We start from the raw sequence: 25,402 nt of genomic DNA, 5'->3' as shown, positions 1-25,402 counted from the left end.
TTAATATGAAATATACACGATTTATTGCAGTATGTGTTGTGATTATTGGGATGGTGTTTGTAGGGGTTTTCCCTGAAAAAGCACAATCCAGGATAGTAACCAATGTACAGCCTGACATAAGCGCTGAGCAGTATAATGCACTTGTTGTAGAAGATTTTGAAACACAGGCTGACTGGGTTGTGGAAACAGTTCCAAAAAAACATCAAGATCCCAAAAAGGACCCCGTACCAGTATTGGAATTAAAATATGTTGATGGTGGCCCGGCTGACCTTATACCTGAAAAGTGGAGCCCGCTTAACAAAGGATTGGATAAAAAGAAATGTCTTGGTATACATTTTAAATTCAAATACCCGGGGTTTAATAGTGTTCACTTACTACCACCTCTTGAAGTGAGATGGGATGATCCAACAAAAAAAGTGATGACATACGATTCACGTGCTGGTCAGGAAGTTCAAGAACGTGCAATACAGCTTCCTGGAAGAGCAAAGGCTGTTTCTGTATGGGTTCATGGCAGAGGCAACAATTATGACCTGGAAGTTTGGATAAAAGACTATAAAGGCGATGTGCATATATTGAAGATGGGTTCGCTCAATTTTGTTGGGTGGCGACCAATGAAGGCATATATACCTGAATACGTTCCTCAGGAAACTAATTCATATCCACAAACACGAGTAACAAAAATTGTGCGCTTTGTGATAAGAGCAAAACCTGAAGCTGGTAATGAGGATGTATACCTCTTTTTTGATCAGTTGAAAGTTCTCACTGATACATTTGAAGTTAATTTTGATGGTCAGAATCTTCATCAACTAATGGAACAAGGTGGAGGGACAAAATAAGCCTGCAAAAATAGATTATTGATTAAAGATATTGTATGTTATATATAAACACCACGGATTACCGTGGTGTTTATATATTGGCAAAATATGAGATTTGCTATAAAAGTTCTTGCTTTTTTGGCATAAGGAATGTAGAGTATACCTATTGCCAGGTAAAGTACTAATTCCTTCCTTAAATTTTATAACTGTGTGGCTAATTTTTTAATATATATATACATTGAGGGGTGAAGTAGTATTTAGTAGTTTTAAAAGACTGATATATATATGGACAATTATTATTATATATGATATGACAACGTATATCATTATATGTTTATTTAAGAGGAGCATGTATGGAAAAGGATAAATTAATTGAACGTGTACATTCCATGTTTAAAGAAGAAATGTGGGGGAGATTGGATCCAAAGGATGTAGGAATATCCCGGTTCAGGATTCTTGATGATCTTTTCAATTCGGTTGTAGCAGCAGGTATTGTAAAAGAAGTTAGAGATATATGTAAAGAGCATATACAAAGTCATCCTGATTCAATAGTTGCATCGTATCTTATTGGGTTAACAGGCTATCATCTGGATATTATCGATGATAAAATGGAAATGCGCAGACTCATTGATATGTATCAAAAATATCATAAATGGGTTATTGTAGAGCTTTTATCGGAAAAAGTATTAGAATATGGAGAAAGCAGCTTTGCTTTAAAAGCACTTGCAACGAGTTTGGAACGCCTTGGGAGAAGTAAAGAGGCTATACCGGTGTGGGAAAACCTTCTTAAAATTGACAGATTTGATGCTGAGGTTGCAAAAAAATTAGCTGTAGCGCTCATTGATGAGGATAAACAGAAAAGTATTCAGTATATGAAACTTTCTATTGAAGGACATATTAAAAACGGGTTATATGATGAAATAACTGATCTTTGGAATAAACTTGTGCAGGTGTCGTGGGAGGATATACAGTTTTTTGAAAGAATTGAGAGGATGCTAATTGAAGCGCGCCAATATGAATTGACAGCTTCATTGTTAAAAGTGCTGTTGCATAAATATAAAGATGAGGAACATCCTGATCAGTCAATACAGCTGTTAAAAAAGATATTAGAATATACGCCCAATGATACTGCTGCTCGCAGGGAACTGGTGAAATTATATGAGAAGAAATACGGATCACATTCGCAGTTCCAGCTATTTTTAAAGTTATCAAAGCTTAATAACTTTAAATACCCGGTAAAACATGCAATACAGGATTTTGAAAACAGTATTATTTTTGACAAAGGCCATTATGTACGTCATAGAAGCTGGGGTGTGGGTAGAATAGTAGATATTACTCCTAACCATATCATTATCGATTTTAAAGACAAGCCAGGGCATCAAATGTCTGTACAGATGGCATTACAGGCTTTGACACCACTTAAAGATGATCATATCCAGGTGTTAAAATACGAGGACTATGAGGGCCTTAAAAAACTTTTTGAGGAAGACTTCCTGCAATTTTTTGAGATACTAATTCGTTCGTACAATGGGAGTATTTCTTTAACAGATATAAAGAAAGAACTAATACCGGATTTTGTTAGTGAAAAAGCATGGGCAAAATGGTGGAGCAATAAAAGAACAGAGATAAAAAAATCACCTTTGTTTGGAATTTCACCTGATAAGAAAGATGTCATCATAATGCGTGATAAACCCCTTACTTTTGCTGATGAGCTTCTTGATAATTTCCTTAAAACTGACTCATTTACTGAAAAGCTTGATGTTGCAATTGAGTTTGTAAACAATATAGATGCTAGTGAAGGCGCAGCAGTTGCTCAATTCTTTGTAGATTATTTTTCCAGTGAATTAAAAGGTGATTCGATTACCAGAAAGATTTTATCATATTTTATTTTAAATGGGTTGAGCAAGTTTATAGATGCTAAAAAGCTGAAACTTGATCAGGCCTATAGGAATATACTTGCTATAGTGAAAGAATCGCAGGACTTACCCTCAATATCACGAAAGATAGGTTCATATGATTATAAAAAGGATTTAATTAATCTTATCAAAGAAGCTAGAGAAGACTGGGCTGATATTTTTTCGCAGATTCTTTTTGAAACACCCGTGAGAATTCATAAATATATTGTTAATATTCTAATACGCTCACATGAATATACAATTATTAACAGATTTGTTGAACAGGCACTCATTGGTGCCAAGGAATTTCCTGAAATATTCTTATGGGTTGCAAAAAATCTTTTATCAAAAACATGGGATTATGATTGGCTTGATTATTCCCGTGAACAGCTGGTCCTTACGTTATTCAGGTTGATGAATGAACTTAAGAAAATTGAACAAAAGGGGAATAAGCTTAAAAACCTTGCGCTTGATATAATATTTGATAACGATGCAGCAGTATTAAAAGACATAGTTAATACTTTTGATATACAGTTTTTAGGAAAGGTGTATGATATTTTCAGCGGTATCCCGTATATTGAGGAGTCAATGAGGGAGAAATTTTTAGAAATAATTAAATCCCGATATCAAGATTTTAAACCATTACAGAAAATTGCAGAAGAAGAGTGGAAGATTGATGCTGAAGTTCTTATAACAACACAGGAAGGGTATACCCGCAAGCAGGAAGAGCTCAACAGGCTTGTTAATGTTGAATTAGCTACTATTTCTAAGGAATTGGCAAAAGTTTCTGATGCAACTGGCGATGTGCGTGAAAACGTTGAATACAATGCCTTGCTAGAGAAACAGTCAATACTAAAGCGTGACATTAATAAACTGGAAAGCGAAATCAAAAAGGCTCAGATATTAGATTTAAGTACCATAACAACAGATAAGGTGAATATTGGTACTGTGGTGACAATAAGTGGGGATGGTGAAAAAGAAACATTTACAATACTTGGACCATGGGATGCCGATTTTGAAAAACGTATATTATCGTATCGTTCACCTATTGCGCAGGCGCTTCTGGGTAAGAAAATAGGTGATGTGGTGGAAATTAGAAAAAATGATCAGATCAAACAGTATACCATTGAGTCAATTGAGAAATATAAGCCATGAATACATACAAGGAATATTTTACCTATCGTAACGGAATGCTATATTGCGAAGAAGTCCCGCTTTCAACTATCGCACAAGAATATGGGACTCCAGTGTATGTGTATTCTTCACAATGCTTTAAAGATAAATTTATGCAATTAGACAACGCATTATCCGGGTACAGACATCTGATTTGCTATTCAGTGAAATCAAATTCAAATATTAATATTTTACGGATGATGCACGCTTTAGGATGTGGTATGGATGTGGTGTCCGGTGGGGAAATATACAGAGCTATCGCCGCGGGCGTTGATCCTGGAAAGATTGTGTATGCAGGTGTAGGGAAAACCCAGCCCGAGATTGAACTTGCTCTTACATCAGGAATTAGCATGTTCAATTGTGAATCGCTGCCAGAGATTGAAAGAATTAATACAATAGCCAAACAAATGGGGAAAATAGCTAATATTGCTATAAGGGTAAATCCTGATGTTGAGGCAAATACACATCATTATATTACCACCGGTAAAAAGGAAAATAAATTTGGTATATCTATACAGAATCTCCAGGGTATTGTAGATAGTTTGAAGAATCTAAAACATGTGAAATTAGCAGGACTTCATGTTCATATCGGTTCTCAGATTACTGACGTTGCACCCTTTGAACAAGCATGTAAGAAAGCTGTGGAAATCATGGGCAAAATCAATGCAATGGGTGTGGGGGAGTGCACTACATTGAATTTAGGCGGCGGTTTTGGGATACAGTATAAAGATGAAACTCCACTTGATATAGACAAATGGTCTCAAATTATTCAAAAGACCATTAGCAATAAAAATGTTTTTTTGATAATTGAGCCAGGAAGGTATATTTCGGGTAACAGTGGTGCACTAATTACTCAGGTGCAGTACAAAAAGAAAGCGGATACAAAAACATTTGTCATTGTTGATTCGGGGATGCATCATTTAATAAGGCCAACGCTATATCAGGCATATCAACATATTGCAAACCTGACCTTGAGGGAAGGCAGCGAGGTAGTTGATGTTGTAGGGCCAATTTGTGAATCAGGTGATTTTTTTGCTAAAGATAGAGAAATTTCGTATACAATGCAGGGTGATTATTTGGCCATATTGTCCGCAGGGGCCTATGGTATGTCAATGGCATCGCGGTATAATTCGCATCCTTTACCTGCTGAAGTACTGGTAGAAGGAAACACATACAGGCTTATCCGTAAAAGGGAAACCTATGAAGATTTGATTTCACTTGAAAGGGTATGATTTTTTTATGCAAGAAATGGATAAATTCTAATTGCTTAAAAAGTCCGTAAGAATTTTAATTAAAAATTTTTATTTGACAAATATGTAATGTGATAAAATCAATACAATAAACATGCCGCGATGGCGGAATTGGTAGACGCGCCAGGTTCAGGGTCTGGTGGGCGTACGCCTGTGAGGGTTCGAATCCCTCTCGCGGCAAATTACATTTTTATACCTTCTCTATCATATCTAAAAATACATTGATTGGCTGAGCCCCAACAAACTCATAGATATCATTTATCACTACTTTGGGTACTGAAGAAACATTGTGCTTTACCGCAAGTGGTGTAAAGGTAGTGCTTTCTATCATGTCAGCTTTAATATTTGGATTTTCTATTGCTAGCTTATGAGCGGATGCAACTGCACCCGGACAGTATGGTCAGGTGAGGGTGACAAATACCTGAATATGAATAGGTTTTGATATTTTTTTTATTCTTGAAAGAATTGCTTCGGGCAATGTTTCTTTAACCCCTGAAACTTCAATACAGGCAGCAATAAATGAATTAATTTCATATCCAGCAGGTATCCCAAAGAAACGTACTCCTTTGATGGTATTTTGTGAGTCGGTTACCACAATAGCTGGAATTTTATCGATGCCATATTCTTTGGCAACATCAGAATTTTTTACCAGATCAAACACTCTAAGCGAAATCTTGTTATTGAGGCTGGCTATCTCTTCAACAAATTGATGAGTAGTTTGACATGTTGGGCATTCAATTTCCTGAGTAAAAAAATTTATTACGATTGGATCTTTTATTTTAGATAGTAACTGGGATAATTGTGATTTTACTTTGTCGTCAAAAAGTGGCATTATGTACCTCCTGCATAAATTTTATTTATTGGTTAAGACATAATCGCAGGCTGACAAAGCTGCTTTGGCACCTTCCCCTGCTGCAATGATTATCTGTTTATAAGGGACGGATGTTACATCGCCTGCTGCAAAGATGCCCGGTCGTGATGTTCTGCAGCTGCAATCAATAATTATCTCACCATATTCATTCAATGCAACTACATTCTTTACAAGCTCACTATTAGGAACAAGTCCAATTTCAATAAAGATACCCTGAACTACAAGAGTATGGTCCTTTTTATTCTTTTTATCATGTACCGAAACTGATTCAACTGCATTGGTTCCATGTATTGCTTTTATTTCGTGTTCAAATAGAATCGAAACATTAGTAAATTTTGATAATTCATCAATAAGTACTCTGTCAGCAGTTAATGTTGGTAATAGTTGAATCACAGTAACAGAGTTAGCTAATTTTGCAAGGTCAATGGCGGCTTCTACTGCTGAATTGCCTCCGCCTACCACGATAACATCTTTGTTTTTGAAAAGAGGTGCATCACAGATAGCGCAGTAAGCAACCCCTTTTCCGGTAAGTTCAGCTTCGCCGGGTACGTTAAGCCTGCGCCATCGTTTTCCTGTAGTTATAATGATTGATTTAGCCTGATAGGTATTCCCGTCCTCACATTCTACTTTTTTAATGTTACCATCAATTACTTTTGTTGCTTTATACCCTTGAAGGAAGCCTATTTCAAATTGTTCAACCTGCTCTTTAAAACGCTGCACTAAAGATATGCCCTCTATATGTCTGTATCCCATATAATTTTCAACTGTTGAGGTTTCGGCAACCTGACCCCCTACATCAAGGGTAATAAGACCTGTCTTAATTCCTTTACGCATACAATAGACTGCTGCGGTGAGTGCTGCTGGACCACCACCAACAATTAAAACATCATACACAAATGAACTGTCCAAGGGGACAGTTCGTTGTTCAATTGTTTCAAGTCCCGGTAAATTAAATGTCAATTCCATACACACACCATTATTATGAAAATTATTGTAAAATAATAACAAAAAATTTAACTTGAGTCAATAAATAAATTATGAAATAAATTTGCATGACTTCAATCCAAAAATGTATAGTGTTTTCAAAGAGGATAGTATAGTAGAGTAATAATGAAGTGACGAAGAAAATATTTAATTACCTTGGGGAACATTCTAAAGCTCCCCAAGGTGATTATAAGAAAATACGAAAATACTATTTAAGTATCTTTTTTAGTGTTCTTTCTAAATAATCAATGTGTTCAACCACAGCTTCACGTGCAAGATCGGGTTTATGTGAATTTATCGCATCAAGAATCTTAATATGGTGTTCATAGATATCTTGTGATGTGTTTTTTACTCTGGCTAATTTTTCACGGCTGTAAGGAAGTACACCGCGTAGTATTGTTGAAATTGCATTGAGGATGTGAGCAAAGATAGTATTATTTGTTGCTTCGTACAGATGATTATAAAATTGAGCATAGAATTTACCGCCTTCGCGTTTTTGTATAAGGTTTTCAACACCCATAAGTTCAATCTGCGTCCTGAATGAATTGAGCTTTCGCCGCTGCTCCTCATTTGCTCGTAGTGCTGCCAGCGCTGCAGCTTCAGCATCAATTATGCGACGTACTTCCAGTAACTCCCATATTTTTTTATGATCAATTTGAATTAAGCCTTCTATAGGAGTTTTAATTGCATCATCAACTACTGATTTTACGTATTTCCCTTTTCTTCCCTGAGATTCAATGTAACCTTTAGCTTCCAGTAATTTCATCGCTTCCCGTAAGGATATACGGCTTATGCCAAATCGGCGTGTCATTTCAAGTTCTGAAGGGAGTCTATCGCCGGGTTTAAGTACACCTGAAGAAATAAGTTCTATTATTTGAGAAACCACCATGCTTGGAATATCAGGAGCTTTTTCAATTTTGTTAATCATCAATTGAATGCCTTTGTTTCGTGATGCCATGAATTGATTCTCCTTTTGTTTGTTATATTATTAGTAAAATATGTTATTTTTAGAAAAGTGTATATTGGTAATATCGTAATACATAATATAATATTATGTATATTATGTCAACAAGATTAATATTGCAAATTCATTGAGTAATTTATACAAATTAATATAATTAAAAGAACAAGAAAATTATTGTATTATTATATCATTACTATACAAACAATCTAAAAAAAATGTGATTTGATTTATTGTCAGTCAATATATATGTCAAGTGTAATATTCTTAAATGACATCATAGATATTTTAAGTATCAAAGTTAATGTAATTGTCTATGTGTTTACGTGAAAAGTGTAATGTTTGCTGTGGTAGCTGTATACTTTTTTTAGTTTATGGGATATTGATTATATAATTATTCAAGTGTAAAAAAGTTTTAATTGACTTGTTTGATTATGTACACTGTAGTGATTGATACACTAATATGAACTTTTTTTAGTGAGGGAAGCATATAGACAATGAAGATAATTATTACCGGCCCCAAAGGTGTAGGAAAATCAACTACTGGTAAAAAAATAGCTGAACGTTTACATATACCTTTTTTTGAAACAGATGATATAATTGAATCTATTTTTGAAGAAAAACACTCTGTAAAAAAAAGCTGCAGGGAAATTGCAAAAGAATTTGGTGAGCCATTTTTTAGAGATCTGGAAAAAGAGGCAGTAAAGAAAGCAGCATTGCATGACTGGTGTGTGGTAACTACTGGTGGCGGTGCGATGCTTTATCCTGAGAACAGAATTGTATTAAGAAAAGAAAGTATTATTATCCTATTAAAGGCAGAGCTTGACTTTTTGTGGGAAAGGATGAAGGTAACTGGAATCCCACCATTTCTGCAGGGCAGTGATGCTTATGCTTTATATAGTCAGAGGGTAGAGAAACTGTATGAAGCAGTTGAACACATAAGTGATATCGTCTATACTGTAACTAAAGAAAATGAACAATCTGTGCATGAAGACTTAATACAGCAAATTTCTTTTGTGCTTTCTCAATGGATGTGGGCTCCCAACACGTTTGGGCAGGTGCTCAGAGTAACAACTTTTGGTGAGAGTCACGGGAAAGCATTGGGGGCTGTAGTGGATGGATTGGCTCCAGGAATACCAATATCCACTGACGACATCCAGCAACAGCTTGATCGCCGTAAACCCGGGCAAAGTGTAGTGAGCACACAACGAAAAGAAGCCGACCGTGTTGAAATTGTGTCCGGTGTGTTTGAAGGTAAAACAACAGGAACACCACTATGCATGATAGTGTATAATAAAGATCAGGATTCTGACGCATATAGTGCTATAAAAGATATATTTAGGCCGGGACATGCTGATTTTACTTTTTGGAAAAAATTTGGCATAAGAGATTACCGAGGTGGTGGAAGGTCGTCAGGGCGTGAAACAGTGGCAAGGGTTGCTGCAGGAGCTATCGCCCTCAAAATGTTACAGGAAAAAGGTGTGAGAGTGATAGCATATGCCGAGGAGATTGCGGGTGTAAAAGGTGAGAAAGTAGATATCAATTTTATTGAAAAAAACCCGGTGCGGGCAGCAGACCCGGATAAGGCGCATGTAATGGAACAGGCTATACAGCAAGCTCAAGCGGAACATGATTCTGTTGGGGGGATTGTTACGTGTGTTGTTACTGGTTTGCCTGCAGGGTTGGGTGATCCAGTATTCTATAAATTGGATGCACGTCTTGCAATGGCCGTTATGTCTATTGGTGCAGTCAAAGGTGTTGAGTTTGGTAGCGGTTTTGCTGCTGCACAAAAAAAGGGAAGCCAAAATAATGACCAGATGAGTGATGGAAAATTTTTGACCAATCATGCAGGTGGTATTCTGGGTGGCATATCAACAGGGCAGGATGTAGTGATGCGTATTGCGGTAAAACCAACGCCATCAATAGCACAAACACAAAAAACAATGGACATACATGGTAATACTGTTGATGTGGTGGTTAAAGGCAGGCATGATCCATGCATTGTACCACGAATAATTCCTGTTGTAGAGGCAATGGTTGCTCTGGTATTATACGATGCATGGTTACTTCAGGAGAAGATAGGACGCTATGACGGTACTGTATAATTTATCTGAGTGTGACGAGGTTTTTGAAAATCCTGTAATAACTATTGGCAGCTTTGACGGCGTGCATATGGGGCACAGGGCAATATTTAACCGTATGCTTGCCCTTGCAAATTCAATTAATGGTCAACCGGTGGTCTTTACATTCAGCGAGCATCCACGTAAACTTTTAACACCTCACACACCACCTAAAATATTAACTACAGCAACTGAAAAAATTCATGCAATTGAGCATGCTGGTATCACTAATATTGTTATGATGCCTTTTACGCAAGAGATTGCATCGTTAACAGCAGAAGAATTTTTATATAAGATTGTATTTTACCATATTGGTAAAGCGCATATTGTGGTGGGGTATGATCATGCATTTGGTAAAGGCAGACAGGGGGATTTTGAATTTTTGAAAGAATTGGCATTGCGTGAAGGGTTTATTGTTGAGCGAGTTGAGCCAGTGTGTATTCAATCGCGCCCTGTTTCTTCATCTTGGATACGCACTGAAATAGAGGATGGTAATATTGCCATGGCAAATATGCTTTTAGGAAGAACATATACGCTTAGCGGTACGGTGATGAAGGGGCACATGCGGGGAAGGCTTTTGGGATTTCCCACAGCCAATATTATCCCGGATGATTTGGATAAGATTATACCAAAAGATGGAGTATATGCAGTAAAGGTAGGTGTAGAGGGGAAATTATTTAATGGCATGCTCAATATTGGCAATAATCCTACATTTGAAAATACCGAGCGGACAATAGAGGTTCATATATTTGATTTTGATGATGACATTTATGGAAAATCTATCCAAGTACATTTTATAGAGCGAATCCGTGATGAAAAACGCTTTAACTCAGTTGCTGAACTAAAGGACCAGCTGCAAAATGATAAAATTGTATCAAAAAAAATATTATCTGAGTGTTTGAAATGAACGCTTTGGTAGATATGCGTGATTATCTTAAAGATTCAACGTATACTCCATTTAATTTTTTTCATTTCAAAATGTATATAGTTGGCAATGAAAAATTATTAAAAACAATTGTGTTCGATAGTTACCAAGAAAAAGATTTAGTGAAGATTATTAACACTACAGTACAAAAAGGGATAACTCCGGTAATTCTTGAAGCAATTGACTATTTGGAAAAATATACAAAAAAAATATTTCTTAAACCCCCACCATGTGATCTTTCACTTTATACACAAAAAGAACAGATCGTTTTACGGGAATTGTTGAGGGTAACTAGTGGCACAACGATTTCGTATGGTGCACTGGCACAGCAGTGTGGATTTGCAGGTGCTGCACGATTTGTTGGCAATGTAATGGCAAAGAATATGTTTCCTGTTGTGTATCCCTGTCACAGGGTTATACGAAGCAATGGCAGTGTTGGAAACTACAGTGGAGGGGAAGATATAAAGAAGTTTTTGCTAAATTTTGAGAAAATAGCAGCAGGGAAATCTTGAAAAAAGTATTAATTATATGCTGCGTATTTGAATTTATTAAAGTTTTCCACATTATGATTTAATGTTTACATCGTTATTTTTATATATCGCTTCCCATTTTTTATATTCTTGCAAAAATGTATCTTCCTGTATGCTTTTCTGTATACTTTCTATAAATTTCTTCATAAAAAAAAGATTATGGTAAGTATTATAAATTAATGCTGCTATCTCATTCATCTTGTAGATATGCCGCAAATATGCTTTGGTGAACGTTTGGCATACATAGCACTGACAATCTTCATCCAATGGGCTAAAATCACGTGCATATATACCGGATTTAATATTGACTCTTCCTTTTGAAGTAAACAGTGTTCCATTGCGGGCAATTCTTGTTGGCATCACACAGTCAAACATGTCCACACCATGTTGTATTGCTTCTAGTATCTCTAAGGGGCTGCCAACACCCATCATATATCGGGGTTTATTCCAGGGTAACAGAGGCACAGTCATAGCTGTTATCTGGGCATAATCTGCTTTTGGTTCACCAACAGAAAGACCACCAATAGCATATCCTGAAAAGTCATGTTCTAGCAGTGCTTCGGTGCATAATTTTCTCAAATCCGGGTATGTGCTTCCCTGTACAATAGCAAAAAGTGCTTGCCTATCAGTATCAAAATTGCTATGCCAGTAGTTATACGAAACTGTTGCCCAGTGTATAGTCCTTTCAACTGCCTTTTTTGAGATATGGTACGATGCGGGATATTCCACACATTCATCAAGCACCATCATAATATCCGAGCCAATAATTTTTTGTATATCGAGCACTTTCTGTGGGCTGAAAAAATGTTTGGAGCCATCAATGTGAGATTTAAATTCTACACCTTCATCATGCACTTTTCGCAGATCCGCCAGAGAAAAAACCTGAAAACCACCCGAATCTGTTAATATGGGTTTATGATAGTTCATAAAGGCATGTAATCCACCAGCCTGTGCAAGCAATTCAATCCCCGGGCGAATGTACATGTGGTAAGTATTTGATAAGATTATTTCAAAGCCTATTTCTTCAATGTCACGAATGGTGAGAGCGCGTATAGCTGCTCTTGTAGCTACTGGCATAAATACAGGTGTACGAACTATACCATGAGGGGTAAATAACATACCTAATCGAGCATGGGTTGTGCTATCTTTCTTTATAATTTCAAAACGCATGTGGTATCCTGCTATTAATATGCAAACATGGAAAATGTGAAACAGAATATAATATAGGTAAAATAATTGTACAACAATAAATATTTGGGCAATCAGATTATTTAGGTGTTAGTAAACATTGAAGCACAATTATTCAAGAAATTCAGGTTTTGAAAAATCTGGGTGAGGATATTTGTAAAATCCTTCTCCAGTTTTTGTACCTAACAAGCCCTTATCAATGTATGTTTTTAAAAAATCTGCATTCTTTTTACCCTGAGCGTCATTTAATAAGTCTGCCCAGTACTTAGTTACTTTGTACACAGTATCAAGACCTATGCTATCCATTATGCCAAAAGGCCCTATAGCAGTATGCATAACACCCATAAAACTTCTATCAATATCACGTATGTTGGCTACCTCATTTGCAGCAAGCGTCAATGCAGAGCTTATCAATGTCATAAGCATGGTATTGAATACATAGCCATAATTTTCTTTTTTAAGAACAATTGGTATTTGATTTAGCCTTTTTGCAAAGGCGATAGTAACCTGTGTAGCTTCTTCACTTGTGCCGGGATGTGGCATTATATCAACAATCTTTGTCATCCTGACATCATGGAAATGAAATGCTAAAAATTTTTCTGGCCTTCCTGTTTCCTGTGCAATCTGTGAAGGTATAAGTGAAGATGTGTTGGTGGTAAAAATTGCATGTTCAGGACATAAAGTGTTGAAGATTGCAAAAACCTTTGCTTTTAACTTTGGATCTTCAGGTACAGATTCACTTACAAAATCTACATCTTTTGCGGCTTGTTTAGGTTCAGTGAAATAATGAATTTTTGACAGAGCATCTTTTGCAGTAGTAACATTATTATTCTCAAACCATTGGGCTAAGCGTTCTAATCTTCTCTGTGCATTGTTGAGGATTTCATCGCTTATATCATACATGTGAACAGAACAGCCATGAAGAGCACATAAAAAGCCAATCTGCTGTCCCATAGTGCCGGAACCAATAATTAATACAGTTTTGATGTTTGTGGCATCCATACAATCCTCCATTGATTATATATAAGTAACTATCGAATAATAAATGTTTTATAAAAGGAAATGGCAGAGTAGTGTAAATGTTCGTCAAGTATTATTATGGTGAATGAAAACAAAAGGGGCATTATGCCCCTTTTATTGATGATTGTGCAACAAGATAGTATGTTGTTTTTAACTGTAGTTATTTTAAAGGCATCCGTAAATTGTCAACACTTACCTTATAGCCACCTGATACGGTAACGTAGCCTTTATAAAGGTCTGTAGTGTCAGTTATCTTTGCCATAAACCAGTTTTCAGCCCGTGCTTCATCTTTATTCTTTGGTGGCATAGCTATATTATTTTGATAATTGCCATCAAAAATGATTACAATGGCTCCAATTTTAATATCAGAACTTGTTGCAATACGTGATTTCCAGTGATATTTAGTCCAGATTTCCTTACCATCCTGAACCTTCATAAATTGGCCTTCATTTTTAGTTTGAGTTGAAGGTGGAGTAACCACTTTTGCAATGTACACATAAATCCATCCCTGGTTGGGAAATTCTCTATCGGCAATAAAATAATCAGATGGCTGAATATAGTGGGCATCAGCATCGGATGGGACATAGTCGCCGGTGGATTTTGATTTCTGTGTTGATTTGGTGTCAGTAGATTTAGTTGTTAAACTATCCAGCGCTGCATCAGTTACTCTCCCTTTTATTGTATCGCTGAAATAATTTCCGGTATCACTTTTACATCCGGAAATGACTGCTACAAATAGCACGGCTACACAAATGATCATAATTTTTTTCATAATTATTGCTCCTTGATGTTATTTTATTGTAATGCGAATATTTTCTTTATCAATTTTGTATCCTCCTGATACTGTCAGGTAGCCTTTATATAGGTCGGACATATCAGTTATCCTTGCCATAAACCATGAACCGTATCGTGCATTGTCCTTATCCTCAGGTGCATGGTATACGTCATCTTTTATGTTATCATTAAAACAAATAACTACAGTCCCAACTTTGCATTCCGCTACAGTTGCTACTTTAGTTTTCCAGAAATATTTAGTCCACCACTCCTGACCTTCTCGTACTGTCATGAACTGGGCCTCATTTTTTGTTTCCGGTTTTGGCGGCTGTACCATTTTAGCCAACTCTACATATATCCATCCTTGTTTGTAGGGCTGTTTGGAAATAAAGTAGTCATCATCCTGGATGAAATGAGCATCATCAAGGGCAAATGCAATAAACGGGACGGTAAAACATACAACAATCGCAATAGTAAATAATTTGCGATACATACATAACCTCCTTTGGGTATGATTATACACTTTATACAGGTTGGCAAAAAAGAGATGTCAAGGTGTAATAAAGTGTGTTAATTCATTATATACAGCAATAGCCTAATTTTTTAAAGCTATCGCCTTAAAATGCCTCATGAATGTGCACACCATTTGTGTGTGTTTTAGCTGCATGTATCATAGAGTGTGCAACGTGCATTGCATCCACTGGTGCATATTTTCTTAGAGGCCCTTTCAGTATATAGCTAAAAGGTTTTGCACATCGCTGAGCGATATCTTCAAGAAAACGTGATTCTTCCCTTTGTCCCAGTAAAAGTGAGGGCCTGAATATATGCACAGCCTCAAATGGAATTGATGCAACGTCTTTTTCCATAAGGCCTTTAATTCTGTTATAAAAAAAAAGTGAATGTGGGTTTGCACCAACAGCACTGACTACAAGAAATTGTTTTGCTCCTTGTGAATAAGCTAATTGTGCTGCTTTCGCTACATAATGATAATCAACCTGCTTGAAAGCTTCTTTTGAGCCTGCTTTTTTCATTGTTGTACCAAGGCAGCAATAAATATCATCAACAGCAAATGCATTAGCAAAAGTTTCTATAGTATTAAAATCAGCTATATATTGAATAATGTTTTTAGCCTCCAGTGAAATCTTGCGGCGTGTTATAATATTAATACTAGTATAATATGGATCATCAATAAGTAACGAAAGGAGCTTTGAACCTACCAGACCGGTTGCTCCAAGTACACACGCTTTCCTGCACATAAAAGTAATGAAATATAAATGTTTGATAAAGTCAACAAAAATGAAAATAATTTTTTATTATTTTAAAAGCTTTGGCACAATAAAGGGTGTGATTTTTTTGTAATGAATATACTCGTCGCCAAATTTGTGTATAAGTTCTCTTTCCTCATAATACTTATCGTAGATCATGTGAGCAATAGCTATGGCAATTAATAGTATAGCAGCAATCAAATTATATATTATCATCCCCGCTCCGATGTAGTATAGCAGCAATCCCAACGTCATGGGATTGCGACAAAATCTATACGGTCCTGAAATAATAAGTTTTTGTGGCCCATACATTGGAATTGGTGTACCTTTTCCAAGTACAATTAATGATACTACTGCCCATAAAGAAATTAATAGACCACTAACAGACAATGCAATGCCGGTACTACAAAACGTTATTGGAGGTAAAGTATAATGTGTATATGTTACATAAAATGAAATATATGCGATAGTAACTGGTAAAAGCACTATCCAGAAAAAAAATCCTGTGATAGTAATTATAAATTTCAGGATCATTAGTAATGAACCAACTCTTGAGGATTTATAGAATTTTTTCCCTTATACACTTCATAGTGGAGATGCGGGCCAGTTGCTCTTCCTGTTGCTCCTACAGTTCCTATCTGTTGACCCTGGGAAACGATATCGCCTGCTTTAACTATCCTTTTTTCCAGATGTGCATATAGTGTTTTTATATCATTGGCATGTTCAATGATAATACAGTTACCATAACCATTGTTCATGTAGACAGATGTAACTATTGTGCCACTTGCACTTGCAACCACTTTACTCCCCTTTGGTGCTGCTATGTCAATTCCCTTATGGAATGAATATTTTTTAGTGACCGGGTTTTCCCTGTATCCGTATTTGCTTGTCATTTTTCCTTGGGCTGGTGCAATGAAAGCTTCATCTTTTTTCTTTGCTGGGGTATGTTTTTTTTCAGGTGCCTTTTCTTTCTTTGCATATTCATCGTGGTCTATAACATCTGTAGCTTTATCCGGTTCAACAGGTATGATTAATTTTGCCTTTCCGTCAACATGTGAATTAATTTCATCCATTAACTCATACATTCTCTTTTTTAAAGCTTCCTTTTTTTCAATATCAGCTTCATGTTGGTTTTTAACCCTTTCAGTATCAGTATGTTTTTGTGTGACAACTGTGGCCTGTATATTTACAAGCATGATAAGCAGTATAATCAAAATCACATGTTTTTTCATATTTGCATTGATGCTCCTTATTAAACTTATACTACAACACTCCTTCACTATACAGTGTTATAATCGGATAGTAGGATGAAAAAACTTATTGTGCCAGGACTTGGTTTATGACTTTTATTATTTCTGCTATATTGTAGGGCTTAGCGATAACTCCTTTAAATCCGTATTCGTGATAGTGGGACATGATGGGGTCATTGGAATATCCGCTGGAAACGATAACTTTTGCATTAGGGTTGATCTCAAGAATCTCCTGTACAGCCTGAGCTCCGCCCATTGCACCGGGGACTGTTAAATCCATAATGATTATATCGTAGGGAGTACCCTTGCCAATAGATTCTCTGTATTTTGCAATTGCCTTTTCGCCATTTTCAACCCAGTCAACACTAAATCCGTATATTTCGAGCATGTGTGACGCAACTTCATAGATTGTGAAATCATCATCCATTAAAAGTATCCTCCCCTCAGCAGATGATACCTGTAAAGGTGATTCCCCTTTGTGATGTGATTGTTTGTCTGTGGCGTGCAAGTAGATAATAAATTCGGAGCCTTTGCCAATCTCGGAATTTACCTCTATGTAGCCACCATGGCGCTTTATTATTGAGTAACTGGTTGCAAGGCCAAGGCCACTACCGGTTGCTTTTGTGGTAAAAAAAGGATCAAATATTTTTGAGATATTTTCTTTTGGGATGCCTACACCCTGATCTTTAATTGAAATTTTGATGTACTTGCCTGCAAGCAGTGGCTTTTGCTCAGAGCCATCGTAAATATAGTTGTGGGCAGTGATAGAAATTGTGCCACCGTGAGGCATTGATTGCGCAGCGTTTAAAATGAGATTGTGGAATACCTGGCTTATTTGCCCTACATCTATCTCACAATTCCATAAATCATGGTCAATGGCTATATCGCACCGTACGTTGGAGCCTGAGAGCGTAAATTGGGCGGTATCATGAATTATCTGTTCCAAAGATGCAACTTCTTTTATTGGTTCACCACCTTTTGAAAAGGTGAGTAATTGCTTGGTCAGGTCGGCTGCCCTTTGTGCTGCGTTTTCAATCCGTTCAATATATTTCTGATTATCGGAGCTATCGCCCAATTTTACTTTTAATATTGATAAATTGCCAATTACAGAGGTCAATAAATTGTTAAAATCATGTGCAATACCACCTGCTAAAATGCTGAGAGATTCAAGCTTGCTGATTTTTTGTATTTCCTTTTCAAGAAAGTACTGATCAGTAATATCGTGCACCACAATAACCGTGCCGATACGTTTACCTTCAACATAAATTGGAGCGCCCGACAATTCAACAATAATATTCTTTTCTGATGTTTGAAGGCTTAGCGCAATACCACTGGTATCAAGCTTCCCGTGTTGCAAAATAGTTTCCACCGGATCTTTAAAATCCTCTTTTGTAGTCATATATTTGAATGAAAAGACTTGATTAAATGGCTTGCCCTGTAACTCTTGAAATGTTTTTCCGGTTAAATTTTCTGCACGTTCATTGGTTAAAATAATGGTTCCGTGTAAATCGGTTGCTATAACAGCATCATAGATAGAATGCAATGTTGCCTGCAACCGCTCCTTCTCTTCCGCTAGTTTATTGGTTGTGTCAAATAACTCATAATGTGTACGTGCCATTTCTTCATTTATTGCTTCCAGTTCTTCATATTGTGATTGTATTTCTTCATATTGCTGCTGTATTGTATCATAGGCTTCCTTCAACGCACTTATATCGGTGATTATGGCAATGCTGGTGGGAATGCCATCAAGCGCTACAAGTTGAGCCGAGATTAATACATCTACGATTGTTCCTGTCTTGCGTTTCAGTTGAGCTTCGTACTGGAGTTTTGCCTGGCGTTGGTGTAATCTATTGTTGTATTGTATGATTACCTCTTGCCCTAATGGTGTAGGAGCTATAATTGATTCAATGGGCATGCCAGTAAGTTCTTCAATGGAGTAGCCCATTATACGAGCAAAGGCTGCATTAGCATAGATTATTGTACCATTTTGGACAAGGATAATGCCATCGTGGGCATTTTCAACCAGGGTGCGGTATCTGGTTTCTGATGTTGCCAGCCGCGATAGAGCACGCTCTTTTTCCCTGCGCCAGGTGTTTACTTTATCTGCAATGCCCAGCGAAAAGAGTATTATCATAGCAGAAGAGCCTAATTGGTATCCCCAGGCTGTAAAGAAATTGTCGCCAAGCACTCCAAAGGAACGCAGTCCAATAAGCAATACACCTGTTACAAAGCTTATGGTTGCAATATTGTAAAAAATTGCTTCTCTGATTTTTTTTATCTGGGCAATAATACCAGTTATGATAACTACACACGAGCCTATGGCTGCCATAAGCACCGATAGCTGTGTAACATAATAATATGGAAGAATAAACGGAAGAACACAGCACAGGGTTGTAATGCCTGCAAGATAGAGAATAAATTTATCAAGGCGTGAGATGTAAATGTGCAGTGATAAAAATTCACGAGTAAAAAGTAAAATTCCTACCATTGCAAAGAATACAAAAAATGGATGGCAGATATTTCCCCACCAGGTTGAAGAAGGCCATAGATATTGTGCTGCTATGCCGTTATTTGCCATTGCAAAAAGAGTCACACCAATAATAAACATTGATACAAATAAAAAGCTTTTTTCACGCACAGTAGCGAATAAAAACATATTGTAGAAAAATAATGCTAGCATAAGCCCATAATGCATCCAGATAAGCGGAAGAGTACTATTACGCATGTGTTCAAATGCATGGGGTGACCACAGTTTTAAAGGTGCAACTAATGAACCCTCGGAGCGAATACGTAAAAAATATGTAGTAAGCCCTGGTCTTTGGTTAACAGGAAACACGAATGACCGGTAGGGGATAGGGCGTGTTACAAATGGATACCTGTCGCCTGTCTGAATGGCTTTAAAGGGTGTATCAGGAATAAATAATGTTATGTCATCTATAATGGGGTAATCATACTCAAAAAGTAATGATACAGTGTTCATGGATTTATTTTTAACAGTAAATGCAATCCATACGCAATATTGTGAGTATCCAAAAGACGGATGCAGAGCGGTGGAATGGGTAAATTCTTTGTTTTTGTAACGGGTTACAATTTCATCAATTGTTGTATGAAGTGGTACATCAGTAAGGTATTGCACATACGGGCCTGCTTCAGCAAATTCAAAATTGTCATCAATAACTAATGCTTCAGCAACGGCACCGGTTGCTATCGCACAACATAATAGTACTATTGAAGATAACAGTAAGCTATTACCCACAAATAACCTCATGCTAATTACAATAACAGTACAGCAAGACTAATTCAAGTAAATTTTGATATGTTTTTTGTCAACAGTATATTATGTGGTAAAATATCCATTGACACAGGCTGCCGTTTTCATAGAATGGTATAAAAAATGAAATATCAATAAAAGGGAAGTTGTAGTATGGCACACTTTAAGCTTGATGGCGCAAAATTTGAGACACTTGAAGAACTGAAAGAAGTGATGTGGCAGTTGTACAAAGACAAAATGTCACGTGAAGAATTTGAAACATACGTTGAACAGAATGTTCAAAAAACTGAATGAAGAGTAAGTATATATTCTACCACTTCCACAAAACCAGCGGGCCCCTGCTGTTTTGTCTTATGTACATGTGAACAGTGGTTTTGAATAGAGAGATACACTTCCTGTGTCCCTACAAAATATGCTTCATCAACTGCATTGAACATTTCGCAATCGTTTAATCCATCACCAACAGCATAGGAAAAGATTGAAGGGACAGTTGCACTGAATGATTCTTTTGCTATTTGTATTGCAGTTCCCTTGTTAACAGAACTGTCAATTAATGTAAAAAATTTCCCACCAGTTGTTATTGCAATGCCATACTGTTTTAGTGTATCGTTGATTGTGTAAATATTGACATTGTCATCTGAAAGAAACAGCACTGATGCTGTGCGGGACATCATGTCTTTTACATCAGCATGCGATAATCCTGTATACTGCGATAGTTCCTGAATTGACATGCTGTCGGCCCATCGTAGGTGGTTAAAATGCTTGTGCACAATTGATTTGTAGCCTATAAGTTCATGTTGCTTTTTTCCTAATAGTGAGTACGTACCGTCAGGATGGGCTATGCCAGCGCCGTTTTCAAAAATAAATGGCCATTTGAGCGATAGTTTTGTGTGTAGCTTACGCATCTCAATGTATGTTTTACTTGATACAAGTATGAGAGGAATATCCCTGCTGGCAAGCTTTTGTATTGCCGGCAGGGATACATCATATGAGTATGTATTTAAATCAAGAATTGTCCCATCAATATCACAAAAGATGATGGGATGACTGTTCATATTACCTTTTATCCTGCATTATTTCTTCAGGCTTGATAAGTAAAAATTCAACACGTCGGTTACGCCTTCTGTTTTCTACGCTGGTGTTGGGCATAAATGGTGATGATTCACCCAGGCCCCGCGAAGATAAACGCTTTTTATCAATACCCTTACTGATTAGATAATCCAGTACTGATTTTGCCCGCGCTTCAGAAAGCTTCAGATTATACTGTTCTTCGCCAATGTCATCAGTGTGGCCCTCAATCAGAACATTGTATTTTTCGTATTTATTAAGGATTTCTGTAACTCTGTTCAAAATTGGAAATGCTTTCCCTGTTAGTTTTGCGCTGTCAAATGCAAATTCAATATTGCTGATGCGGATTTTCAAGCCGCGCTCTGTTACCATTACAAGTACATCGATAGGCAGCTTAATGCGTTTTGTTTTTGCAGTATTGCCAGTTATATCGGTGGCCGATAGCTCAACAAAATAATCCGCAGCAGATTCAACCAGTTCATTGTTTATACCGATGCCGTCCCATTTAAGTTCGGTTGGGACATCTGTGCCTTTAAATGTTTTGAATACATACCCTGCGGGTGCATAGATTGTTATTTCCCAATTTTTAACTCCCACATTATCGTTAATGGAAGGGGTTATGGTAAGAATATCATTTTCACCGTCGCCATCAGGTGAAAACAGTTTTGGTTCATATGCAAGGTCAACATCAGGCGGTGTACTATCCAGTATAAATGATTTAACAAAAGACTGAGGGTTGTTACCGCTTAAATATTCTGCCGTGAATCTATAGCGGTAGATGCCATCATTTAATTTTTGACCTTTATTATCCTTACAGTCCCATGTAATTGTTTTTGGCACCGTTTGACCTTCTAGCTGATATACTGGCTTGTCTTTTTCATTAGTAATAACAAATTGCCATTTCACAAGGTCTTTAGTGTCAGAGACTGATGGGGTAAATGTTATTGTATTGTGTAACGAGTAAGAAAAATATTCTAATGAAGCACTGATATCCACTGTTTGGTATTGTCGGGTTAAACTGATTTCGCGGACTAAAGCGTTTGCTTTATTCCCAGCATTGTCGGTACACTGAATCTGGTAGGTATATAAACCCTCAGGAACATCATTGCCAGCATCATCTTTACCATCCCATATTAATGCTTTAGGGACATCAGTTCCCTGCCAGCTATACCTTTTCACTATTTTACCGGATTTATCTACAAAAGAAGCCTGCCACATGTCATTACTCTGTGTTTTTATTGCCTGAATTATTTTTAATGTATCTTTGCGGCCATCGTTGTTAGGAGAAAAGAATCTATCCTCTACCGTCAGTTCTACCGCCGGGGCAGTATTGTCGATAGTAACTACACCAGTAACCTCTGGCGATATGTTGTCGCGCTCATCCCATGCCATGAATGCGTACACGTAATCACCATCAGGCAATATATTAGAATTTGCATCAGTGCCATCCCAAAATATTGTTTCTGGAACCACAGCTGATTCCCTTGGTGTCCATATCTTCTGTATAAATGTTTTCAATGTCAGGGATTCTTCCACATCTCTATCGCTTACCCTATATTCTTTAACGACTGTGCCAGCATCATTTTTGATCTGTAATCGCCAGCCACCAATCTTACTTGTATCGCTAACAGTAAGATTAAACAGAACAAAATCCTGTACACCATCAGTATTGGGGGATATGTATCGTTCGCTTGCTTTTATGCTAGTTTGGGGCGGCTCCTTATCCAATTTGCCATACCGGATTTGAGTGCCAACATAATGGACAAAATCAGTCTTTTTATAATGTACCAGAGCATAATTGAATTCAGCTTGATATTCCTGGCCTGTCAGCCTGTAGCCAGCGCCCAATGTAAAATCAGCATAGTGGTAGGCGTCAGGTGACATGAAGCCCGTGCGTACAATATAGGAATTTTTATAAACAGCCTCAGCACCAACTTTGACTGCTAGTTCGTCATATTGTACAAATGAAAGATCATTGAGCAGGCTTACTTGAATATCATTTCTTTTATACAGTGGAAGTGTATATCCAATAGTGATTTGGTTTAAATCGGCAAAATCCTTGTCATTACCCATTGGTAGGCCTGCATTAATTGAAAATCCAATGCTGGGGAGATATATTCCAAATCCACTGCCAATATCTGCATTTATTTTAGTTTGATAGATACTGCCAATATTGATTCCAGTAAAATATGCACCAGAATCTGGACCATTTCCCAAAAGCAGTGATAGCGATGCTCCCATTGACAAGCGCTTGGTAAATTCTTTAGCACCGCCAAGGACAAATTGATATCCATTGAGGGTGTCAGAGCCGGAAATCATCCTGAATGCACCGCCAATAACACCATAGGAGGTTGGGAATCCAGCAACAACTGAAGGGTTATAGTAATCCAGAAGAAGATTGCCAAAATTAAATGAGCCAACGAACCTCTCTTCTTTGGCAATGCTTGAGGGATTGAGAAAGAAGGTGTCAGAGCCAAAGTATGCAACGCCAGTGTCGGCTCTTCCTAACATGCTTGCACTGCCACCCAGCATCATCAATGCAGTCCCATCAGAAGCAGCATGTAAAGCGGTGACAGAGCAAAGCAAAATTATATTTATTATAAGTGCACAAATTCTCACGATTTACCTCCTGTGAAATTGTGATTTTTATTTTTATTATTTTTTTGCATTTATTTCACGTTAAATATTTTTTGTCAAGTGCATATATTTTATCTTGCTATAATTGACAAATCTTAAAAATGTTAGTATTTTAGAATATACTTGATTATCGGGTAAATGTATGAATAATTTCTGAGTACGTAGGAGAAGAAATCATGTTAAGAGATCATCTATTAAATAAAGAAGCTCCACAATTTAAACTTCCTGATAAAGATAAAAAGGTCGTTGATAGTGACAGTTTTAAAGGCAAATGGGTAGTATTATACTTTTATCCAAAAGACAACACTCAGGGATGTACATTAGAAGCTATCGATTTCACAAACAGTATAAATGAATTTAAGAAATATAAAGCAGTTGTCGTTGGCATTAGTCCTGATAGCCCTGAAAGCCATTGCAGGTTTTATGATACCCATAATCTTAATATTATTTTACTGTCAGATACAGATCACAAGGTGGCCCAAGAGTATGGTGTATGGAAGAAAAAAAGTATGTATGGAAAAAGCTTTATGGGAATTGAACGCAGTACCTTTCTTATTGATCCAGACGGCAGGGTCAGAGCAGTATGGCGAAAAGTCAAAGTACCTGGACATGTTGATGAGGTTTTGCAGACACTTGCATCATTACAATAAATAGGAGGGAAATATATGAATTTACAGGAAGCTATTGAGAATCGTAGAGCTTACAGGTCACTGGTTCCAGTTGTTATTACAGAAAATATGGTGTCAGAGCTAGCCAAGGCTGCGTCACTTGCACCTTCATGCTATAACAATCAGCCATGGCGTTTTGTATTTGTATATGAAAAGACTAAGCTTGAGGAGTTAAAAAAAACCCTGGCAAAGGGGAATGAATGGGCTCATAAAGCTTCAATGATTATTGCAGTGTTCAGTAAGGAAAAAGACGATTGTGTGCTAAAAAATCGTATATATCATCAGTTTGATACAGGTATGGCGACAGCTCTGCTTTTACTCAAGGCAACTGAACTTGGGCTTGTGGCTCACCCTATTGCTGGATATGATGAGGCGGAAGTTCACAAAGTGTGCAATATACCAGATGAATATACAGTAATCACCCTAATAATAATTGGCAAAAAGGACTCTACAATTCACGATGATCTAACTGAGTGGCAGAAGGAAAGTGAAAAAATCCGACCGCCACGCAAGGCATTAGAAGAGTTTGCGTTCCATAATGTGTATAGATAGGGGTCAGAGCAAAAGTTCACCCCTACAGTATGCACATAGTCTTTGGCAGCATTCTTCCAAAGTATCACCCAATTGCAAGAAATACTGGTGTAGTGTAATTTTTAAGTATGGGCGATAGTTACTGTCAAAATATGCCTTAGAGCCACCAAAATAACTCTCAAACGGGCTTTTTACTTTACCTGCTT

General features: G+C 37.1%; 23 protein-coding genes, 1 tRNA gene and 2 pseudogenes. 11 read left to right on the top strand and 15 right to left on the bottom strand.

Features of this window, described 5'->3' with window-relative positions:
• Positions 1-5 precede the first annotated feature (5 nt).
• The 4 genes from N3F66_02400 (at position 6) to N3F66_02385 (ending at position 5,313) form a co-directional block, all read left to right on the top strand.
• A complete protein-coding gene (locus tag N3F66_02400; protein ID MCX8122997.1) occupies positions 6-836 on the top strand; it encodes a flagellar filament outer layer protein FlaA in 831 nt (276 codons plus the stop codon).
• Between the two features lie 332 nt (positions 837-1,168).
• Positions 1,169-3,865: a transcription elongation factor GreA gene (gene greA, locus N3F66_02395; protein ID MCX8122996.1), complete on the top strand. Its 2,697-nt coding sequence runs from the start codon at positions 1,169-1,171 to the stop codon at positions 3,863-3,865.
• Positions 3,862-5,115: a diaminopimelate decarboxylase gene (gene lysA, locus N3F66_02390; GenBank protein ID MCX8122995.1), complete on the top strand. Its 1,254-nt coding sequence runs from the start codon at positions 3,862-3,864 to the stop codon at positions 5,113-5,115. Before greA ends, lysA begins: the two co-directional genes overlap by 4 nt.
• A 114-nt stretch (positions 5,116-5,229) precedes the next feature.
• Positions 5,230-5,313 (top strand) — tRNA-Leu (locus N3F66_02385).
• Between the two features lie 10 nt (positions 5,314-5,323).
• Here the strand turns inward: N3F66_02385 and N3F66_02380 are convergent.
• From N3F66_02380 to N3F66_02365, 4 genes and pseudogenes are all read right to left on the bottom strand, one after another.
• Positions 5,324-5,518 (bottom strand): annotated as a pseudogene (locus tag N3F66_02380) (thioredoxin family protein).
• A gap of 15 nt (positions 5,519-5,533) precedes the next feature.
• Complete coding sequence (locus N3F66_02375; GenBank protein MCX8122994.1) at positions 5,534-5,965, bottom strand: thioredoxin family protein; 432 nt, start codon at positions 5,963-5,965, stop codon at positions 5,534-5,536.
• A gap of 21 nt (positions 5,966-5,986) precedes the next feature.
• Positions 5,987-6,970 (bottom strand): FAD-dependent oxidoreductase, encoded by a 984-nt coding sequence (locus N3F66_02370; GenBank protein ID MCX8122993.1) that lies wholly within the window; start codon positions 6,968-6,970, stop codon positions 5,987-5,989.
• 226 nt (positions 6,971-7,196) lie between these two features.
• Positions 7,197-7,946: a FadR family transcriptional regulator gene (locus N3F66_02365; protein MCX8122992.1), complete on the bottom strand. Its 750-nt coding sequence runs from the start codon at positions 7,944-7,946 to the stop codon at positions 7,197-7,199.
• 500 nt (positions 7,947-8,446) lie between these two features.
• Here N3F66_02365 and N3F66_02360 point away from each other — a divergent pair.
• From N3F66_02360 to N3F66_02345, 4 genes and pseudogenes are all read left to right on the top strand, one after another.
• Positions 8,447-8,947, top strand: a pseudogene (locus N3F66_02360) (shikimate kinase).
• A 33-nt stretch (positions 8,948-8,980) separates the two neighbouring features.
• Positions 8,981-10,054: a chorismate synthase gene (gene aroC / locus N3F66_02355; GenBank protein ID MCX8122991.1), complete on the top strand. Its 1,074-nt coding sequence runs from the start codon at positions 8,981-8,983 to the stop codon at positions 10,052-10,054.
• Positions 10,038-10,976, top strand: coding sequence for a bifunctional riboflavin kinase/FAD synthetase (locus N3F66_02350; GenBank protein MCX8122990.1), 939 nt, complete (start codon positions 10,038-10,040; stop codon positions 10,974-10,976). The genes aroC and N3F66_02350 overlap by 17 nt, the downstream gene beginning before the upstream one ends.
• Entirely contained in the window at positions 10,973-11,506 is a 534-nt protein-coding gene (locus tag N3F66_02345; protein MCX8122989.1) for an MGMT family protein, read from the top strand. The genes N3F66_02350 and N3F66_02345 overlap by 4 nt, the downstream gene beginning before the upstream one ends.
• A 51-nt stretch (positions 11,507-11,557) precedes the next feature.
• On the opposite strand, the gene tgt is transcribed toward N3F66_02345, so the two are convergent.
• The 8 genes from tgt to N3F66_02305 all read right to left on the bottom strand — a co-directional run bounded on the left by tgt (position 11,558) and on the right by N3F66_02305 (position 20,277).
• On the bottom strand, positions 11,558-12,694 hold the full coding sequence (gene tgt, locus N3F66_02340) for a tRNA guanosine(34) transglycosylase Tgt (GenBank protein ID MCX8122988.1): 1,137 nt from the start codon (positions 12,692-12,694) through the stop codon (positions 11,558-11,560).
• Positions 12,695-12,823: 129 nt separating this feature from the next.
• A complete protein-coding gene (locus N3F66_02335) occupies positions 12,824-13,714 on the bottom strand; it encodes a 3-hydroxyacyl-CoA dehydrogenase (GenBank protein ID MCX8122987.1) in 891 nt (296 codons plus the stop codon).
• A gap of 178 nt (positions 13,715-13,892) precedes the next feature.
• A complete protein-coding gene (locus N3F66_02330; protein MCX8122986.1) occupies positions 13,893-14,504 on the bottom strand; it encodes a hypothetical protein in 612 nt (203 codons plus the stop codon).
• 18 nt (positions 14,505-14,522) lie between these two features.
• The gene (locus tag N3F66_02325; protein MCX8122985.1) at positions 14,523-14,999 is read right to left on the bottom strand and encodes a hypothetical protein; all 477 of its coding nucleotides are present in this window, start codon (positions 14,997-14,999) and stop codon (positions 14,523-14,525) included.
• 124 nt (positions 15,000-15,123) lie between these two features.
• Positions 15,124-15,762, bottom strand: a complete 639-nt coding sequence (locus N3F66_02320; protein ID MCX8122984.1) for an oxidoreductase — start codon at positions 15,760-15,762, stop codon at positions 15,124-15,126.
• A 57-nt stretch (positions 15,763-15,819) separates the two neighbouring features.
• A complete protein-coding gene (locus tag N3F66_02315; protein MCX8122983.1) occupies positions 15,820-16,305 on the bottom strand; it encodes an isoprenylcysteine carboxylmethyltransferase family protein in 486 nt (161 codons plus the stop codon).
• A complete protein-coding gene (locus N3F66_02310; protein ID MCX8122982.1) occupies positions 16,305-17,003 on the bottom strand; it encodes a M23 family metallopeptidase in 699 nt (232 codons plus the stop codon). The genes N3F66_02315 and N3F66_02310 overlap by 1 nt, the downstream gene beginning before the upstream one ends.
• An 85-nt stretch (positions 17,004-17,088) precedes the next feature.
• A complete protein-coding gene (locus N3F66_02305; GenBank protein MCX8122981.1) occupies positions 17,089-20,277 on the bottom strand; it encodes a PAS domain S-box protein in 3,189 nt (1,062 codons plus the stop codon).
• Between the two features lie 168 nt (positions 20,278-20,445).
• Here N3F66_02305 and N3F66_02300 point away from each other — a divergent pair, with 168 nt between their 5' ends.
• On the top strand, positions 20,446-20,586 hold the full coding sequence (locus N3F66_02300) for a hypothetical protein (protein MCX8122980.1): 141 nt from the start codon (positions 20,446-20,448) through the stop codon (positions 20,584-20,586).
• Here N3F66_02300 and N3F66_02295 read toward each other — a convergent pair.
• Together N3F66_02295 and N3F66_02290 are read right to left on the bottom strand one after the other, a co-directional pair.
• Positions 20,571-21,347 carry an HAD-IIB family hydrolase gene (locus tag N3F66_02295; protein MCX8122979.1) on the bottom strand — a complete coding sequence of 259 codons (777 nt, stop codon included), beginning with the start codon at positions 21,345-21,347 and terminating at the stop codon, positions 20,571-20,573. The two genes, N3F66_02300 and N3F66_02295, sit on opposite strands and share 16 nt — an antisense overlap.
• A gap of 1 nt (position 21,348) precedes the next feature.
• Positions 21,349-23,979: a gliding motility-associated C-terminal domain-containing protein gene (locus N3F66_02290; protein ID MCX8122978.1), complete on the bottom strand. Its 2,631-nt coding sequence runs from the start codon at positions 23,977-23,979 to the stop codon at positions 21,349-21,351.
• Positions 23,980-24,173: 194 nt separating this feature from the next.
• Here N3F66_02290 and bcp point away from each other — a divergent pair, with 194 nt between their 5' ends.
• The gene (bcp, locus tag N3F66_02285) at positions 24,174-24,647 is read left to right on the top strand and encodes a thioredoxin-dependent thiol peroxidase (protein MCX8122977.1); all 474 of its coding nucleotides are present in this window, start codon (positions 24,174-24,176) and stop codon (positions 24,645-24,647) included.
• Positions 24,648-24,662: 15 nt separating this feature from the next.
• On the top strand, positions 24,663-25,217 hold the full coding sequence (locus tag N3F66_02280) for a nitroreductase family protein (GenBank protein ID MCX8122976.1): 555 nt from the start codon (positions 24,663-24,665) through the stop codon (positions 25,215-25,217).
• A gap of 3 nt (positions 25,218-25,220) precedes the next feature.
• Here N3F66_02280 and N3F66_02275 read toward each other — a convergent pair.
• On the bottom strand, positions 25,221-25,402 hold a 182-nt coding region (locus N3F66_02275; GenBank protein MCX8122975.1), incomplete at its 5' end, for a hypothetical protein.

Source organism: Spirochaetota bacterium, from assembly GCA_026414805.1.
Taxonomy (GTDB): Bacteria; Spirochaetota; UBA4802; order UBA4802; family UB4802; genus UBA4802.
This window is presented reverse-complemented; position numbering and strand designations above follow the sequence as displayed.

Coding starts and splice junctions, on each gene's coding strand:
- aroC (MCX8122991.1), top strand. CDS start 8,981: ATGTGGGCTCCCAACACGTTTGGGCAGGTGCTCAGAGTAACAACTTTT.
- N3F66_02330 (MCX8122986.1), bottom strand. CDS start 14,504: ATGAAAAAAATTATGATCATTTGTGTAGCCGTGCTATTTGTAGCAGTC.
- N3F66_02350 (MCX8122990.1), top strand. CDS start 10,038: ATGACGGTACTGTATAATTTATCTGAGTGTGACGAGGTTTTTGAAAAT.
- bcp (MCX8122977.1), top strand. CDS start 24,174: ATGTTAAGAGATCATCTATTAAATAAAGAAGCTCCACAATTTAAACTT.
- N3F66_02300 (MCX8122980.1), top strand. CDS start 20,446: ATGGCACACTTTAAGCTTGATGGCGCAAAATTTGAGACACTTGAAGAA.
- N3F66_02400 (MCX8122997.1), top strand. CDS start 6: ATGAAATATACACGATTTATTGCAGTATGTGTTGTGATTATTGGGATG.
- N3F66_02365 (MCX8122992.1), bottom strand. CDS start 7,946: ATGGCATCACGAAACAAAGGCATTCAATTGATGATTAACAAAATTGAA.
- N3F66_02295 (MCX8122979.1), bottom strand. CDS start 21,347: ATGAACAGTCATCCCATCATCTTTTGTGATATTGATGGGACAATTCTT.
- lysA (MCX8122995.1), top strand. CDS start 3,862: ATGAATACATACAAGGAATATTTTACCTATCGTAACGGAATGCTATAT.
- N3F66_02370 (MCX8122993.1), bottom strand. CDS start 6,970: ATGGAATTGACATTTAATTTACCGGGACTTGAAACAATTGAACAACGA.
- N3F66_02310 (MCX8122982.1), bottom strand. CDS start 17,003: ATGAAAAAACATGTGATTTTGATTATACTGCTTATCATGCTTGTAAAT.
- N3F66_02320 (MCX8122984.1), bottom strand. CDS start 15,762: ATGTGCAGGAAAGCGTGTGTACTTGGAGCAACCGGTCTGGTAGGTTCA.
- N3F66_02280 (MCX8122976.1), top strand. CDS start 24,663: ATGAATTTACAGGAAGCTATTGAGAATCGTAGAGCTTACAGGTCACTG.
- N3F66_02375 (MCX8122994.1), bottom strand. CDS start 5,965: ATGCCACTTTTTGACGACAAAGTAAAATCACAATTATCCCAGTTACTA.
- N3F66_02315 (MCX8122983.1), bottom strand. CDS start 16,305: ATGATCCTGAAATTTATAATTACTATCACAGGATTTTTTTTCTGGATA.
- tgt (MCX8122988.1), bottom strand. CDS start 12,694: ATGCGTTTTGAAATTATAAAGAAAGATAGCACAACCCATGCTCGATTA.
- greA (MCX8122996.1), top strand. CDS start 1,169: ATGGAAAAGGATAAATTAATTGAACGTGTACATTCCATGTTTAAAGAA.
- N3F66_02325 (MCX8122985.1), bottom strand. CDS start 14,999: ATGTATCGCAAATTATTTACTATTGCGATTGTTGTATGTTTTACCGTC.
- N3F66_02335 (MCX8122987.1), bottom strand. CDS start 13,714: ATGGATGCCACAAACATCAAAACTGTATTAATTATTGGTTCCGGCACT.
- N3F66_02345 (MCX8122989.1), top strand. CDS start 10,973: ATGAACGCTTTGGTAGATATGCGTGATTATCTTAAAGATTCAACGTAT.